Genomic DNA, 15001 nt, shown 5'->3' with positions numbered 1-15001 from the left:
TGGTGGAACAACTGGGGTTCGAGTTCGAGGTCCAGCCGAAGCGGCTGACGAAGGTGAGCCCGGCGCGGCTGGCGACCTTCGCGGACTGCCCGCGCCGCTACCGGATGAGCTATCTCGACCGGCCGACGCCGACGCGGACCGGGCCGTGGGCTCACAGCACCCTCGGCGCGGTGGTGCACAACGCCCTGCGCGCACTGTTCGACCTGCCGCCGCAGCGTCGCACGCCCGTGCGCGCGGCCGCACTGCTGGCGGAGCAGTGGCAGAGCGGGGGGTTCGCCGACGCCGCGCAGGCCGCCGTCTACCGGGAACGCGCGACGGGGTGGGTGATGGACTACGTCGAGCACCACGACGTGTCCGGTTTCCCCGTCGGGCTGGAGCGGTGGGTCTCGGCGACGGTGAGTACCGAGCCGGGCCGCCCCGCGTCGATGATCATCGAGGGCCGGGCGGACCGCATCGACGAGCGTGACGGCGAACTGGTGATCGTGGACTACAAGACGGGCCGCCGCGCGCCCGGTGAGGACGAGGCACGCGGGTCCCAGGCGCTCGCCCTGTACGCGGTGGCTGCGTCGCGAACACTCCGCCGCCCCTGCCACCGGGTCGAGCTGCACCACCTGCCCACCGGCACGGTCGCCGCCGCCGACCACACCGAAGACAGCCTGCGGCGGCATCTGACCCGTGCCGAAGAGACGGCCGAGGACCTGCGCACCGCGACCGATTCCCTGGCCGCGGGTGGAGACAGCGAGGAACTCTTCCCGGCGCGGGTCGGGCCGAGGTGCGCGTGGTGCGATTTCCGCCCAAGCTGTGCACAGGGGAAGCAGGCATCGCCGGAAGCCAAGCCGTGGGAGTTGCTGGCACCGTGAGTCCGGAAACAGGGAACGCCGAAGGGGCGACCGAGGAGCTGCCGCGCCCCGCGCCGGTGGAGATGCGGGTGCGGCGCGGCCGCTGGTGGCGCGGGGTGACCGGCTCGTTCGCGGCCGGGATGGCCGGCCTCGCCGTCATCGTGCTGGGCGCGGGCGTGCTGTCGCTGATCGTCCACGCCCCCGGGCCGGGGGCCGCTTCGCTGATCGGGCATCCGGTCGCCGCCGTCGTCGCGCTGGCCGCGCAGCGGGTCGCCGACCGCCGCCAGGGGCGGCCCGCCGTCCTCGCCGGCGCCGTGGTGCTGGTGGACGTGGCCGCCACCCTGTGGCTCCTCTGGTGGTCGTAGGCCGCACTTCTACCTGAAAGTGCGATCCCCCCAGGAGTGCCAAGCGGGCAGCAGGACGTCGAGCAGGGCGGTGGGGTTCTCGGTGTTCGGGGAATGACCGGCGTGCGGCACGGTCACGAAGGGCGCGCCCAGCCGTCCGGCCATTTCCCGCTGGGAGGGCACACTCCACGCGTCGTCGCCTTCGCCCGCCACCACCAGTGAGGGCACCCGACGTTGCCGCAGGGTGTCGGCCAGGTCCGGCACCAGATCCGGTTCCGACCGCAACCCCTCGGCCATGCCGAGCAGGGCGAAGGGGCTGGACGAGGTGAACCGGTGCCGGTAGAAGTCCTTCAGCTCGGCGGGCAGCGCCACCCACGACGGGAACCGGGCGTTCATCGCCTCGCGGACCGCGTAGGCCGCGACGACGCCCCCGTCGCGCAGCAGCGGTTCACCGAGGCCGAGCGCCTCCCGCCGTGGACCCTCCGGCAGGGCACCGGGCCCGCTGCCGAGCAGTGTCAGCCCGGCCACCGGTGCTCCGGCCAGCACCGCGGCGCGGGCGACGAGACCACCATAGGAATGCCCGAGCAGCAGAACCGGTTTTCCTTGCTCGGCAAGGAAAACCGCGAGATCGGCGACGATCTTGCCCAGTGCGGCGGGCAGGTAGGCCGACTGGTCGTCCGGGCCCGGCGATTCGAACTGGCCGGGCAGGTCGACCGCCACCGCGCGGAAACCCGCGGCGGCGATGCCGTCGAGCAACGGCGCGAAGTCCTCTTTGGACCCGGTGTAGCCGGGGACGAGCAGCACCACCTTCTCGGCCGGGCCGGCGGTGCCGAGCGCGGCGAGGGGGCTGAACGGGCCGGGCAGGTCGATTCGTGTGGCCGAATGGGCGGTCAGCTGGGCGATCATCGCAGCGCCACCACCGTGTCCCCACGCTGTTCAAGCAGAACCGGGCCGAGTGCGGTCAGCCGCACCGGACCGGTGTAGCCGTGCCGGTTCACCGCGATGGTGCGGATGGCCGAGCCGTTGTCCTCGTTCAGCACGGCCAAACCCCCGTCGATGGGGACCACGAACTGGTGGTCGAACTCCACCCCGGGGCCGAGCGCGGTGTTCAGTGTCCACTTCGGAGCGAGCGTGTCGCGAGAGAGGGCCATCAGCCGGGAACCGGTGAACCAGTAGATGCCCGACCCGGTGGACGAGGTGGCGGGCACCCCGCCCGCCGGATCGTGCGCGAGGTCGTTCGCGGGCAGGTCGAGGGGATAGGTGGCGGCGACGTCGCCGTCGCTGCCGTAGCAGACGAGCTGGTGCTGGTCGGCCAGCGCGACGGCCGCGTACTCGCCGGACATCGCCACCATCCGGCCCGTCACGCCGGGCAGGATCTGGCTGTAGGACACCTGGGGCTGGTCCGCGTCCTTGGGCACCGCCCGGTACACGCTGAGCCGGTCGCCGGGATCGCCGGGGCACCGCTCGATCACGCCGATCCGGCTCGACGCCGCCGCCACCGAACCGTAGGTGCAGTTCGTGCGCGGCTGCTTGTCCGGGTTGACCAGTGCGGGCACCCGGCCGTACTCGACGGTCTGGACCAGATCGTCGCGCCAGGTAGTGAGCAGGGTGGGGCCGAAGGCGGTGACGTAGGAGCCGTCGGTGACCAGGCGCGTGCCGAGCTGGGCGTTGCCGGTGCGCTGCGCCGCCCGGTGCCCGCTGTCCGGGTCGAGCGCGACGACCTCGCTGCACCCGCTCTCGTTGTTGACGCCGTCCTTGCGGTAGACCGCCACGGCACGGGACCACGCCTTGCCCACGGTGCAGAGTGTCAGGTCGCGGGAGTAGCGCCAGCGCACCTGGCCGGTGAGGGGGTCGCGGCCGGCGACCTCGCCCCCGGAGGCGGTGATCGCGGTGGAGCCCTCGGCGAGCGGAACCGGGGCGGCTCCGCTGGGGGCCTGCCACAGTTCGGTCAGGCTGCCCGGCACGTTCTCCGGGGCGGCGGGGAGCGCGGGTGGGGACGTGGCGATCTCCGACACCGTGGCGTGGCTTTCGCTTCCGGCCCACACCAGCACGCCCGCGGCCACCGTCACCACGGCGATGGCCGCCGCGATGACCCGGTCGCGGGGGTGCTTCCAGGGCGACGGACGGTCGCGGCGGGTCGGGGTGTGCCTGCGGGGCGGATGCTCGTGCAGCACGGTCCCCGCCAGCACGTCCTCGACCCCGATGACCTGGGTGGCCTCGGGGTCGCCCGCGGCGGGGCGCCGGTGCCGGCCGTGAACGGGCGGCTCCGGGCCCTCGTTGCTGTCCGACGCTCCCTGGACGGGCTCGCTCACCTGTGCTCCCCGAGATTCGGCTGTTTCGCGCTCAGTCTGCCGAAGCGGGTGTATCAGAAATGTTGGCGGTGTTCAGCCTGCGACGCCTCCGGCGGCGTGCCGGACGCTCCGGGTTCTCCCCGTTCTCGCGTTCGGCGGGGGGAGCGGTCTCCCCGCCGCGGGTGCGGCGGCGGCGCGGACGCTCCTCGTCGCCTGCGGCTTCGGCCCCGGCCCTGGGGGCGGCCTTCACCGCGGCGTCCGCCGCTTCGATCGCCTCGGCTGCCGCGGCGCCACCCCGCGTGCGGCGGCGCTTGCGGGCCGGCTTGGCCGCCGCCGTGTCGCCACGACGACGCCGGCCGCCCATCTTCTCCTCGGGCTCGGCGGCCAGCCCGGCCCTGGTCCGCTGGCTCAGCGGAAGCCTGCCGGTCGCGTCCTCGGGGATGTCCAGATCGGCGAACAGGTGGCGGGAGGTCGAGTACGTCTCGACGGGCTCCGGGATGTCCAGGCCCAGCGTGTCGGAGATGAACCGCCAGCGCGCTTCCTCGTCCCAGTCGACCAGGGTGATGGCCACCCCGGTCTTGCCCGCGCGGCCGGTGCGGCCGATGCGGTGGACGTAGGTCTTCTCGTCCTCGGGGGTCTGGTAGTTGATCACGTGCGTGACGTCGTCCACGTCGATCCCGCGGGCGGCCACGTCGGTGGCGACCAGCACGTCGATCTTGCCGGAGCGGAAGGCGCGCAGCGCCTGCTCACGGGCGCCCTGGCCCAGGTCGCCGTGGACGGCGGCGGCGGCGAAGCCGCGCTCGGCGAGATCGTCGGCGACCTTCTGCACCGTGCGCTTGGTGCGGGCGAAGATCATGGTCAGCCCGCGGTCGCGAGCCTGCAGTGCGCGGGCGAGCAGCTCGGGCTTGTCCAGCGAATGGGCCCGGTAGACCAGCTGCCTGGTGCGCTCGTGGATCGCGCCCGCGTCGTTCTCCTCGGCCCGGATGTGCGTGGGCCGGTTCAGGAAGGTGCGGGCCAGCGTGATGATCGGCCCGGGCATGGTCGCCGAGAACAGCATGGTCTGGCGCTGCTCGGGCACCATGCCGAGGATGCGCTCGATGTCGGGCAGGAAGCCGAGGTCGAGCATCTCGTCGGCCTCGTCGAGCACCAGCGCGCCGACCTTGCCCAGCACCAGGTGGCGCTGCTCGGCCAGGTCCAGCAGGCGGCCCGGGGTGCCGATGACCAGGTCCACCCCGGCGCGCAGGGACTCGATCTGCTGCTCGTAGGGGCGGCCGCCGTAGATGGCCAGCGTGCGCACGCCGAGGTACTTACCCGCTTCGGTCAGGTCGTGGGCCACCTGAAGGCACAGTTCGCGGGTGGGCACGACCACCAGGGCCTGCGGGGTGCCGTCACCCGGTACGGTGAGACGCTGGAGCAGCGGGACGCCGAAGCCCAGTGTCTTGCCGGTCCCGGTGCGAGCCTGGCCGATGACGTCCTCCCCGGCCAGCGCGAGCGGCAGGGTCAGCGCCTGGATGGCGAAGGTCCGCTCGATACCGGCCTCGCCCAGCGCCCGCACGATCTCGGGGCGCACCTCGCACTCGGCGAAGGTCGGGTTTTCCGGCTTGGCCGGGGTGTCGGCCTGCAACGGATGCGACGTGTCCGTGCCGGGCACGCCGCTTTCGCTGTGTTCGAGGGTTTCTGTTCGGTTGTCGGAAGTGCTTGCGGTCAGTGTGATCGCCTCTCTCGTACCAGCGCGCACGGCCTGGTCCGTTCTCGGCACTCGACCGCGGAATCGCTGTCGCGGGAATGCCGCAAAGGCGTGCACGCACACTGTGTCGGTTCGCGAACCGTGCCGGGAATTCCCGTCCGGCTCGTCATCCGCCCCTTCAGCGGCGTCCGGATCTTTCCGTTCTCCCAGGTGAGAGGCACTGTGCCTCAGGGTGGGACGCACTGTCAACGGAGCGGAAGCTTTCGTCGATACGTTTTCCAGTGTAACGGCACCCGGCCTGGCCTCGGCATTTCCCCTCGGCGTGTCCGCGTGGGATTGGTCTCTTTCTCGTAGCGGCTACGCTCACGGCTGTGACACGAGAGATCAGTGAAGGCGTGGTGGACCTGCTCGGCGTCCTCGCCTACGGGGAGCTTTCCGCGTTCGACCGGATGGCCGAGGACGCCCGCAGCGCCCCCACGCTGGCAGGGCGCGCGGCGCTCGCATCGATGGCCGCCGCGGAGATCGGGCACTACCAGCAGTTGTCGGCCTTCCTGGCCGCGCGCGGGGTCGCCGTAGAGGACGCGATGGCACCCTTCGTCGACCACATCAACGCCTGGCACGCCTCGACCGCACCCAAGTCCTGGCTGGAATCGCTGGTCAAGGCCTATGTCGGGGACGGGCTGGCGGCCGATCTGTACCGCGAGGTCGGTACCTGGCTGGACCCGGAGACCAAGGACCTCGTACTCACCGTGCTCGCCGACACCGGCCACTCCGCGTTCGCCGAACGCGAAGTCGCCGCGGGGATCGAGGCCGACCCGAAGACCCGCGACCGGCTCGCCCTGTGGGGGCGGCGGCTGCTGGGCGAGGCGCTCACGCAGGCCCAGTACGTGGTGGCCGAGCGGGACGGGCTGGCCGAATTGATCATTTCCGGCTCGGGGGATCTGTCGGGAATCGCGGCGCTCTTCCGGAGGTTGCAGCAGGGGCACGCCAGGCGGATGCAGAGGCTCGGACTCGGCTAGCCTGAAAGCGCAGGACAACGTGAGAAGAAACTAGGCGGAGGTCACCTGTGGAGGTCAAGATCGGCATCAAGGACACCCCTCGGGAACTGGTGGTGTCCAGTGGCCAGTCTGCCGATGAGGTCGAGAAGCTGGTCACCGAAGCGCTGAAGAGTGATGACGGCGTGTTCCGCCTCACCGACGAAAAGGGCCGCAAGTTCCTGGTGCCCTCCGACCGGATCGCCTACGTCGAGATCGCCCCCTCCGATGTGCGCAAGGTCGGTTTCGCCGTCGGCGCGTGAGACCTGTTCGAAGGGAGCCCCGGTCGCGGACCGGGGCTCCCTTCGTCTTTCCGGGCGCGGGGCTGGTTCCGGGCTGTGAGGGGTCCCCTCACGGCACCGCGGGGGTGGAGCAATGAATGTTTGCTACGGATCCCCGGCTCACTCCGCGGCGAGCCCGGCCAGGGTCTTCGGCACGGTGAACGGGGGTGTGCTGGTGCCGAGGAGGCGGTAGCGGCCCCACGGGTCCGGGTCGGACACCTCGCAGCGCGCCTCGCCTTCGGGCGTGCGCAGCTCCCCGGGCTTCTTGCGTCCCCCGAGCAGCGTGTGGAGGCGTTCGTCCCGGGTGATGCGGCCGTACCAGCGGTAGTAGCCGTCGATCGGCTGGAAGTGTCCGCGCAGTTCCACCTCCACCGTCAGTTCGGTGCCGTCGACCACGAGGGTGGCCGGGCCGCGGTAGCCGTCTTCGCCGTCAACCGGCATCCGAGATCTCCTCCCTGTTCGAGGCCGCCGCGAGCCGGACGACCTTGTTCGCTTCCAGTGGCTGGTCGGGGTCGATCACGACCCCCTGCTGGCGGGTCAGCCCGTCGATCGCGGCCCAGATGATCCGGGTCAGGTACTCCACCACGCTGTCGCGGCTCATCGAGCGCCGTTCCAGCCACCATTCGCCGGTGTTCTGCACCATGCCGACGATCCCGTACGCCCAGGGCTCGGCCGCCCCGGAATCGAGGCCGAGCATCCGCATGTAGTCCCCGAGCAGCGCGGTGAGCGCGGTGGCGATGAGCTCCTTGTCCTCGGCGACCACGTCCGCCTGGACCGGTTTTCCGCTGAACGAGCGGCGGGCCAGCAGCCGGTAGAGGTTCGGGTGCTCCTCGATCACGCCGAAGAACGCGTCGAGCGCCGTCCGGATGCGGGGGACCGGTGCGAGTTCGGCGTTGATGGCGGGCACGAGCCGCGAGAACAGCAGTTCCGTGCCGCGCTGGCCGAGCGCGAGGTAGAGGTCCGCCTTGTCCGCGAAATGCCGGTAGAGCACCGGTTTGGTGACCCCGGCGGCCGTGGCCACGTCTTCCATCGCGAGGTCGGGCCCGTGCTCGTCGAGGGCGCGCAGGGCGGCCTCCACGAACTCGGCTCGCCGCGCGACCCGGTGCTTGCGCCAGCGGTCCCGGCGCGCGTCACCCGTCGCGGCCTCACCGGCCTTCGGATGCTGCTTGACACGATCCGTCACGCGCCTCATGCTACCAAAGGTAACTGTTACCGCAGGTTACACACAACTGGGAGGCGAGATGACGCGGACACTCAGGGAGCCGGGCCGGGAGAAGACCGCGGAACGGCTGCTCAAATCGTCGGCGAGCAAGTTCTACGACCCCGAAGTCGACATCGACTGGTCGGCACCGCTGCCTGATGGCCATCCCTACCTGCCCGAACACCGGTCCTCGCTGTACGGCACGCACCTGTGGGACCGGCTGACTCCCGAACAGCGGATCGAGCTGGGCAAGCACGAGATCGCCAGCATCGCCAGCAACGGCATCTTCTTCGAGGTGCTCCTGATGCAGATGCTGCTCAAGGTGGTCTACAACACCGATCCGACCACGCGCCACGTCCAGTACGCGCTCACCGAGATCGCCGACGAGTGCCGGCACTCGACGATGTTCGCGCGATTCGTCGAACGCGTGGGCGCCCCCGCCTACGGTCCGGTCAAGATCGTGCACGCGCTCGGCAAACTGCTGCCGGTGATCGGCTACGGCCCGGCGCTGTACGGCTCGATCCTGGTGGCCGAAGAGATCCTCGACCGGCTCCAGCGCGAAAGCATGGCCGACGAGGACATCCAGCCGCTCGTGCGCATGGTCAACCGCATCCACGTGCTGGAGGAGGCACGGCACGTCACCTTCGCCCGCGAGGAGGTCACCCGGGGGGTGGCGAAGCTGTCGAAGGCCGAACTGGTCTACCAGCGGTGGCTGCTGGCCTCGGTGAGCCTCGGTATCACCCGCAGCCTGATCAACCCCCGGGTCTACCGCGCGGTGGGGCTCAACCCGTTGGAAGCCTGGAAGACGGCGATGAACAACCCGCACTTCCAGGAGACCATCCGCTGGTCCGGCGAGCGGATCATGGCCTTCCTGGACGAGGCCGGGCTGGTCGGGGCGCCGGGTATGCAGCTGTGGCGCCGCTCGTTCCTGGTGGCGCGGCGGTGACCAGCCAGGTGCGCGGCCGGACGACGGTGACCGGCCGCAGGGGGTTCGGTCACCGTTTCCTCACCGGTGACGGCACCGCGCTGCACGTGCGGGCCACCGGGCCCGAGGACGCGGCCGTCACCCTGGTGCTGGCGCATGCCTGGACCCAGGACCACACGGAATGGGATCCGGTGCTGCCGCTGCTCCCGCCGCAGGTCAGGGTGCTGCGCTACGACCACCGCGGCCACGGCGGGTCGGCCCCGGCCCGCCCGGGCACGGCCACCGTCGCGCAGCTCGCCGACGACCTCGCCGAGCTGATCGCCGAGCGGGTGCCGTCCGGGCGCGTGGTGCTGGCCGGGCACTCGATGGGCGGGATGACGGTGATGGCCCTCGCCGAACGGCATCCGGAGCTGGTGCGCCTGCGGGTGGCCGGGGTGGCCCTCATCGCCACGTCGTGTTCCGACATGGACCGGCTCACGCTGGGGCTGCCGGGGGTGGCGGGCCGGGTCGCGGCGCGCGTGGACCGCGCGCTGGCCCGGCGGCTGTCCCGTTACGCCAAGGAATTCGTGCCGGTACCGGCGGTGGCCGCCCGGCCCGTGACGAAGTGGCTGGCCTTCGGCAGGAAGGCGCGCCGGGCGGATGTGCGGGCGATGACGGCGCAGGTCCTGCGGGCGCATCCGAGCAGTGCGGGCGGGTTCCGCGACTCGATGTCGCAGCACGACCGGCGGGCGGCGCTGGCCACCCTGCGGGACACCCCGGCCGTGATCCTGGCCGGTGACCGGGACCGGATCACGCCGCTGCCGCATGCCCGGGTTCTCGCCGGGGAACTGCCGCACGCCGAGTTCGTGCTGTTCCCGGACGCGGGCCACGAGCTCACCTACGAACGTCCCGTCGGAGTCGCTTCCCGCCTCCGCGCCCTGCTCGACCAGGCCGCGGACTGAACGAGGCCGTGGCGAGCCGTGAAGGGGCCCTTCACGGCCAACTCGCGAGACGAATACGGCCCTAGCGGGCCGGGGTCTGCTGGAGCGGGAAACCGCCGCCGATACCGCGCCAGGCGAGGGTGGCGGTCAGCGCGACCGCGTCCTCACGGCTCATCGTGCTGTGGTGGGCGAGCCAGAAGCGCGCGCTGACCTGGCTCAGACCGACCAGGCCCACGGCCAGTAGGCGCGCCTTCTCCTCGTCGAGACCGGCGTCGGAGGTGATGGTCTCCGTGATGGCGTCCACACTGGCCGAGGTGGCGCGGTCCACAGCCTCCTGGACCGCGGGTTCGCCGCGCAGGTCGGACTCGAACACCATCCGGAACGCGCCCGCGTCGCCGTTGACGAAGTCGAAGAACGCGCCGACCGCGGCCTGCACCCGCAGCTTGTTGTCGGTGGTGGAGGCCAGTGCCTCCTGCACCCGGCCGACGAGCTCGTCGACGTGGCTTTCCAGCAGTGCGATGTAGAGGTCGAGTTTGCCGGGGAAGTGCTGGTACAGCACGGGTTTGGAGACACCGGCCTGCTCGGCGATCTCGTCCATGGCGGCGGCGTGGTAGCCGTTGGCCGAGAAAACGCGCTGGGCCGCGGCGAGTAGTTGTGCCCGCCGCTCGGTGCGCGGCAGCCGCACGCCTCGCTGCTGTACCGGCGCGATCTCCGTCATGCTTCCTCCCGGTTGAGACCGTTCGAGATTACTAGCCGGTACCGTCGAGTCGCCAAGGCTGGGGCCGGATAGGCATCCTGATGGAATGACGGACACAGTGCCAACCCGCGAGGGGGCCGGCTCAGGCGATCGGGTGCCCCTCACCCATGTGCCGCTGTCGGCCACCCCGCTGCCCGAGCTGGATCCCCGGCAGCGGCCGTGGCCGGGCGGGGTCGAAACCTCCGGCGGCGTGTCGCTCCACGTGCGCCGCACCCCCGGCCAGGGCGAGACCAAGGTCGTGTACGTGCACGGCCTCGGTGGTTCCGCCACGAACTGGACGGACCTGGCCGCGCTGCTCTCGCCGTTCGCCGACGGCCTCGCCACCGACCTGCCTGGTTTCGGGTTCTCCGAGCCGAGGGACGGGTTCGACTACAGCCTCGACGCGCACGCCGAGGTGCTCGCGACGTTCGTGGCCGGGCTGGACGCGGGGCCGGTGCACCTGGTCGGCAATTCGATGGGCGGGGCGATCGCGCTCCTGGTCGCCGCCCGGCGGCCGGAACTGGTGCGCACCCTCACCCTGATCTCCCCGGCGATGCCCGATCTGCGGCCCGACCCGCGCCGCTTGTCCGATCCGATGATGGCGCTGGCCTACCTGCCGCTGCTCGGGCGGCCGGTGCGGCGCAGGCTGGCCGCGTTCGGCCCGCGGGAGCGGGCGGCACAGGTGATCAAGCTGTGTTTCGCGGATCCGGATTCCTTCCCCGAACACCGCCTGGACGAACTGGCCGAGGAACACCTCGCCCGGGCCGAGTTCGCCTGGGCCGAGGCCGCTATGTCCCGCAGCACGCTCGGCATCTTCCGGACCTGGTTCGCGCGCGGACCGGCGTCCCTCTGGTCGGTGGCACCGAAAGTGGCGGCCCCGTCACTGGTGGTATGGGGCACCGAAGACAAGGTGATCTCGGTCCGGTATGCCGCGCGCACGGCGACGGTGCTGCCGAAGGGGCGTTTGCTGGTGTTGCCGAGGACCGGTCACGTAGCGCAGATGGAACGCCCGATTGCCGTAGCGAAGGCAGTCCTGGGTATGTGGGAACGGGTCACCACGGGAGAGTGGTAGGCCATCCGGGTGGTGCGAATCCGGTCCGTGATCGGATGGTCGCCGGTCGCATCACCGTACGGATATGGCACTCTGGGGTGCGTGAACCGGGCGACGAACGGCGCGCGAAGCGACGAGAAGCGGGCTCAGTACCCACGGGGCGCCCGTTCTACCGTCGCCGAGGTGCACAGGCTGAGCGAAGACCGGTACCGCCCGGGGCGCCGCCGCACCACCGCCGAGCCGCTCAGCGCCTCCTGGAAACCCGAACCGCAACTCGAGCAGGATCCGGAGCAGGCGCGCAAGGCCCGCGCGGAACGCAGCAAGGCCCGCTCGGTCTTCAAGACCTACGGCTGGCGCGTGTACGTCCTGCCCATCCTGCTGGTGATCACCGCGCTCGTGGTGTTCAACACCGCGACCTCGCCGCCGAGGCGGGCGGCGGGCGTGGGTGCGGCGAGCGCCGGGGGCGACGCCGCCCCGGCGGAGGAGTCCGGGCCGGCGGAGAAGCCGGCACTGCCCGCCGACCTCAACGTGCCCACCGCCGACCTGCCCGAGGGCGGCCACTACACCGAAGCGGGCAAGGGCACCTGGCACGTCATCCCGCTCACCGGTGACGCGGGGAAGCGCGCCGGGACGGCCGGGAAGCTCTACCGCTACACGATCGAGGTCGAGGACGGCGTCGATCCGTCCGACTACAGCGGCGACGACTCGTTCGCGGCCGCCGTCGAGGCCACCCTGTCCAGCCCGCAGAGCTGGACCGGCACCGGGAAGGTCAGCCTGCAGCGCGTGGGGGCGGACTCCCCGAGCCCGGACTTCCGGGTGCGCCTGACCAGCCCGGCCACCACCAAACAGGCCAACCTGTGCGGGTTCGACATCAAGTACCCGACCTCGTGCTACACCCGCAGCTACCAGCGCAGCGTGATCATCAACCTGGCCCGGTGGGTCCGCGCGGCCCTCGCCTTCAACGGCGACCTGGGGCTCTACCGTCAGTACGCGATCAACCACGAAGTGGGGCACGCGCTGGGCAACGGGCACGTCGGCTGCCAGGACAACGGCGCGCTGGCGCCGGTGATGATGCAGCAGACCTTCGGGGTGGCCAACGACTACGTGGCGCGGCTCAACGCCGTCGACCCGTACAACTCCAAGGCCGTCCCCGCCGACCACAAGGTGTGCCGGCCCAATGCCTGGCCGGTGCTCAACCTCGGCGACACCGCTCCCCACAACTGATCCGCCCACCCTCATCCCATTCTGTGGGACGAGGGGAAGACGTAGGGCAGAGTACGTGTTGTGGATACTGGGATGGCGACAACGCGATCCGTGTGAGATGGAGGAGCCGATGTCAGGAACACCGGCGGGCAAGCTGCCGCCGCTCGTGGAGCCGGCGGCCGAGCTCACCAAGGAAGAGGTGGCCAGGTACAGCCGGCACCTGATCATCCCGGATGTCGGGATGGAAGGGCAGAAGCGGCTCAAGAACGCCAAGGTCCTGGTGATCGGTGCCGGCGGGCTGGGCAGCCCCGCACTGCTCTACCTCGCCGCGGCCGGTGTCGGCACGCTCGGCGTGATCGACTTCGACGTCGTGGACGAGTCGAACCTGCAGCGTCAGGTCATCCACGGCCAGTCCGACGTGGGCAAGCCGAAGGCCGTTTCGGCGAAGGAATCGATCGCCGAGATCAACCCGTTCGTCAACGTGGTGCTGCACAACGAGCAGCTGACCACGGAGAACGCGCTCGACATCTTCCGCGGCTACGACCTGATCCTGGACGGCACGGACAACTTCGCCACCCGCTACCTGGTCAACGACGCCGCGGTGCTGCTGGGCAAGCCCTACGTGTGGGGCTCGATCTTCCGGTTCGAGGGCCAGGTCAGCGTGTTCTGGGAGGACGCGCCGAACGGCAAGGGCCTCAACTACCGCGACCTCTACCCGGAGGCTCCGCCGCCGGGCATGGTGCCCTCGTGCGCCGAGGGCGGCGTCCTGGGCGTGCTGTGCGCGTCCATCGGCTCGATCATGGTGAACGAGGCGATCAAGCTCATCACCGGTATCGGTGAGCCGCTGCTGGGCCGTCTGATCAGCTACGACGCGCTGGAGATGCGCTACCGCGAGGTGAAGATCCGCAAGGACCCGGAGACCCCGAAGATCACCGAGCTGATCGACTACGAGGCCTTCTGCGGTGTGGTGTCCCAGGACGCGGCCAACGCGGCCGCCGCCCACACGATCACCCCGGCCGAGCTGAAGGCGAAGTTCGACGCGGGTGAGGACTTCGTGCTGATCGACGTCCGCGAGCCGCACGAGTACGAGATCGTCAACATCAAGGGCGCCAAGCTGATCCCGAAGGACCGGATCCTCTCGGGTGAGGCGCTGGCGGAGCTGCCGCAGGACAAGCCGATCGTGCTGCACTGCAAGTCGGGCGCCCGCTCGGCCGAGGCACTGGCCGCGCTGCACCGGGCCGGGTTCGCCGACGCCACCCACCTCGGGGGCGGCGTGCTGGCCTGGGCCCGCCAGATCGACCCGAGCCTGCCGACCTACTGACCGGCTCCGGCGCGTTCACGCCCCGGCACACCACCGTGTGTGCCGGGGCGTCGCGCATTCACGCTGGGAACACGCGGCGTGGGGGCGCGGACGACGAGGGGGTGAAACCGCCGTCGCGGTACTGCCGTTCCGGCGGTCGCGGAAGGTAGCCTCGGCCGGTGCCGTCCGGTTCCCGACTCGAGCGCCCGCCACCGCGGGTGCTGAACGCGTTCGGGGTGCCCGGTGAGCCGGAGCGGCTGCCCGGCGGTTCCGCCTGGCACTGCGGCGATCTGGTGTTCAAACCGGTCGCCGATCGCGCGCACGCACTGTGGCTGGCGAACACCCTCAGCGGCCTGACCCCGCCCGGTCTGCGGATCGCGCGTCCCGTGCGATCCCGGGACGGACGCTGGATCGTCGGCGGCTGGACGGCCGCCCGCTATCTCACCGGCCAGCCGGAGCACCGCTACGACGAGGTGGTCTCCGGCGCGCTGAAACTCGCCCAGGCGATGGCCGGGCTGCCCCGGCCGCCGTTTCTCGCCCGCCGCCAGGACCTGGACACCCTCGCCGACCGCATCGCCTGGGGCGAGGCGAACGTGCCGCTCGAGGAACGCAAGGGCGGGCGCTGGTTCGAGGTGCTCGCGGTGGCGAGGAAACCGGTCGGGTCGCCGGATCAGATCGTGCCGGTCGACCTGCTGGGCACGGTGCTGTTCGACGCCGCCGAGCCGCCGGGGATCGTGGACTTCACGCCCTATCACCGGCCCGCGGAATGGGGCGCGGCGGTGGCCGCGGTGGATGCGGTCGCCTGGGGAGGCGCGGATATCGAGTTGCTGCGCCGCTGGTCGCACCTGCCGGAGTGGTCCCAGCTGCTGTTGCACGCCGTGCTGTTCCGGCTCGCGGGGAACGCGCTGAACCCGCGTTCCACCGCCTCGGCGCTGGACGGCCTGCGCGCCGCGGCCGCCTCCGTCAGCGAACTGCTGTAACCAGCCCCGGCCGGGCCGTGAAGGAACCCTGGCCCTATCGGCCGTGAGGGGACCCTTCACGGGAACCGAAGGTCGCCTTCGGGGAGCGCGGCGCATCTCACCGCGCACCTCGCGTAACTCGCCAGCAATGTCAAACGCCTGAAACACAAGGCCATTTTCAGGTAACACGCCCTCCCTACCGTCAAAACACGTCGAGGGAAGGAGGTGCG

16 protein-coding genes are annotated in these 15001 nt (G+C 71.0%); 10 read left to right on the top strand and 6 right to left on the bottom strand.

Translation table 11 applies throughout. The annotated features are described in order from the left end of the window. Positions 1-2: 2 nt before the first annotated feature. Together ORV05_RS28540 and ORV05_RS28535 are read left to right on the top strand one after the other, a co-directional pair. The gene (locus ORV05_RS28540) at positions 3-860 is read left to right on the top strand and encodes a RecB family exonuclease (protein ID WP_268759938.1); all 858 of its coding nucleotides are present in this window, start codon (positions 3-5) and stop codon (positions 858-860) included. Continuing rightward, on the top strand, positions 857-1204 hold the full coding sequence (locus ORV05_RS28535) for a hypothetical protein (RefSeq protein ID WP_326938095.1): 348 nt from the start codon (positions 857-859) through the stop codon (positions 1202-1204). The genes ORV05_RS28540 and ORV05_RS28535 overlap by 4 nt, the downstream gene beginning before the upstream one ends. A gap of 9 nt (positions 1205-1213) precedes the next feature. Here the strand turns inward: ORV05_RS28535 and ORV05_RS28530 are convergent, their stop codons facing one another. From ORV05_RS28530 to ORV05_RS28520, 3 genes are read right to left on the bottom strand one after another with little or no spacing between them, the layout of a single operon-like run. After that, the gene (locus tag ORV05_RS28530) at positions 1214-2089 is read right to left on the bottom strand and encodes an alpha/beta fold hydrolase (protein ID WP_268755075.1); all 876 of its coding nucleotides are present in this window, start codon (positions 2087-2089) and stop codon (positions 1214-1216) included. Beyond that, a complete protein-coding gene (locus ORV05_RS28525; protein ID WP_268755074.1) occupies positions 2086-3495 on the bottom strand; it encodes an Rv3212 family protein in 1410 nt (469 codons plus the stop codon). Before ORV05_RS28525 ends, ORV05_RS28530 begins: the two co-directional genes overlap by 4 nt. A gap of 31 nt (positions 3496-3526) precedes the next feature. Then, positions 3527-5125 carry a DEAD/DEAH box helicase gene (locus ORV05_RS28520; RefSeq protein WP_268755073.1) on the bottom strand — a complete coding sequence of 533 codons (1599 nt, stop codon included), beginning with the start codon at positions 5123-5125 and terminating at the stop codon, positions 3527-3529. A 407-nt stretch (positions 5126-5532) separates the two neighbouring features. On the opposite strand from ORV05_RS28520, the gene ORV05_RS28515 reads away from it, so the two are divergent. Both ORV05_RS28515 and ORV05_RS28510 read left to right on the top strand, forming a co-directional pair. Next, positions 5533-6180, top strand: a complete 648-nt coding sequence (locus tag ORV05_RS28515; protein ID WP_268755072.1) for a ferritin-like fold-containing protein — start codon at positions 5533-5535, stop codon at positions 6178-6180. A gap of 47 nt (positions 6181-6227) precedes the next feature. After that, complete coding sequence (locus ORV05_RS28510; RefSeq protein ID WP_144589421.1) at positions 6228-6458, top strand: DUF3107 domain-containing protein; 231 nt, start codon at positions 6228-6230, stop codon at positions 6456-6458. A gap of 138 nt (positions 6459-6596) precedes the next feature. Here the strand turns inward: ORV05_RS28510 and ORV05_RS28505 are convergent, their stop codons facing one another. Next, entirely contained in the window at positions 6597-6917 is a 321-nt protein-coding gene (locus ORV05_RS28505; RefSeq protein WP_268755071.1) for a DUF4873 domain-containing protein, read from the bottom strand. Further along, positions 6907-7668: a TetR/AcrR family transcriptional regulator gene (locus tag ORV05_RS28500; RefSeq protein WP_268755069.1), complete on the bottom strand. Its 762-nt coding sequence runs from the start codon at positions 7666-7668 to the stop codon at positions 6907-6909. The genes ORV05_RS28505 and ORV05_RS28500 overlap by 11 nt, the downstream gene beginning before the upstream one ends. Before the next feature lie 49 nt (positions 7669-7717). On the opposite strand from ORV05_RS28500, the gene ORV05_RS28495 reads away from it, so the two are divergent. Together ORV05_RS28495 and ORV05_RS28490 are read left to right on the top strand one after the other, a co-directional pair. Beyond that, complete coding sequence (locus tag ORV05_RS28495; RefSeq protein WP_268755068.1) at positions 7718-8623, top strand: AurF N-oxygenase family protein; 906 nt, start codon at positions 7718-7720, stop codon at positions 8621-8623. Continuing rightward, a complete protein-coding gene (locus ORV05_RS28490; RefSeq protein ID WP_268755067.1) occupies positions 8620-9543 on the top strand; it encodes an alpha/beta fold hydrolase in 924 nt (307 codons plus the stop codon). The genes ORV05_RS28495 and ORV05_RS28490 overlap by 4 nt, the downstream gene beginning before the upstream one ends. 61 nt (positions 9544-9604) lie before the next feature. On the opposite strand, the gene ORV05_RS28485 is transcribed toward ORV05_RS28490, so the two are convergent. After that, positions 9605-10240 (bottom strand): TetR/AcrR family transcriptional regulator, encoded by a 636-nt coding sequence (locus ORV05_RS28485; RefSeq protein ID WP_144592658.1) that lies wholly within the window; start codon positions 10238-10240, stop codon positions 9605-9607. Positions 10241-10325: 85 nt separating this feature from the next. On the opposite strand from ORV05_RS28485, the gene ORV05_RS28480 reads away from it, so the two are divergent. The 4 genes from ORV05_RS28480 to ORV05_RS28465 all read left to right on the top strand — a co-directional run bounded on the left by ORV05_RS28480 (position 10326) and on the right by ORV05_RS28465 (position 14792). Next, positions 10326-11330 carry an alpha/beta fold hydrolase gene (locus tag ORV05_RS28480; protein ID WP_268755066.1) on the top strand — a complete coding sequence of 335 codons (1005 nt, stop codon included), beginning with the start codon at positions 10326-10328 and terminating at the stop codon, positions 11328-11330. An 81-nt stretch (positions 11331-11411) separates the two neighbouring features. Continuing rightward, entirely contained in the window at positions 11412-12533 is a 1122-nt protein-coding gene (locus ORV05_RS28475) for a DUF3152 domain-containing protein (protein WP_407652581.1), read from the top strand. 109 nt (positions 12534-12642) lie between these two features. Next, positions 12643-13833 carry an adenylyltransferase/sulfurtransferase MoeZ gene (moeZ, locus tag ORV05_RS28470; protein ID WP_268755064.1) on the top strand — a complete coding sequence of 397 codons (1191 nt, stop codon included), beginning with the start codon at positions 12643-12645 and terminating at the stop codon, positions 13831-13833. Positions 13834-13991: 158 nt separating this feature from the next. Beyond that, complete coding sequence (locus ORV05_RS28465) at positions 13992-14792, top strand: TIGR02569 family protein (protein WP_268755063.1); 801 nt, start codon at positions 13992-13994, stop codon at positions 14790-14792. Positions 14793-15001: the final 209 nt, after the last annotated feature.

This window comes from Amycolatopsis cynarae (genome assembly GCF_026802195.1).
Classification (GTDB): Bacteria; Actinomycetota; Actinomycetes; order Mycobacteriales; family Pseudonocardiaceae; genus Amycolatopsis_E; species Amycolatopsis_E rhizosphaerae.
Note: the sequence above shows the minus strand (reverse complement) of the source record. Positions and strands in the feature narration are given on the sequence as shown.

Bases quoted from the DNA above. Each gene is read 5' to 3' on its own strand.
- ORV05_RS28530 (WP_268755075.1), bottom strand. From the start codon at position 2,089: ATGATCGCCCAGCTGACCGCCCATTCGGCCACACGAATCGACCTGCCC.
- ORV05_RS28505 (WP_268755071.1), bottom strand. From the start codon at position 6,917: ATGCCGGTTGACGGCGAAGACGGCTACCGCGGCCCGGCCACCCTCGTG.
- ORV05_RS28500 (WP_268755069.1), bottom strand. From the start codon at position 7,668: ATGAGGCGCGTGACGGATCGTGTCAAGCAGCATCCGAAGGCCGGTGAG.
- ORV05_RS28495 (WP_268755068.1), top strand. From the start codon at position 7,718: ATGACGCGGACACTCAGGGAGCCGGGCCGGGAGAAGACCGCGGAACGG.
- ORV05_RS28485 (WP_144592658.1), bottom strand. From the start codon at position 10,240: ATGACGGAGATCGCGCCGGTACAGCAGCGAGGCGTGCGGCTGCCGCGC.
- ORV05_RS28480 (WP_268755066.1), top strand. From the start codon at position 10,326: ATGACGGACACAGTGCCAACCCGCGAGGGGGCCGGCTCAGGCGATCGG.
- moeZ (WP_268755064.1), top strand. From the start codon at position 12,643: ATGTCAGGAACACCGGCGGGCAAGCTGCCGCCGCTCGTGGAGCCGGCG.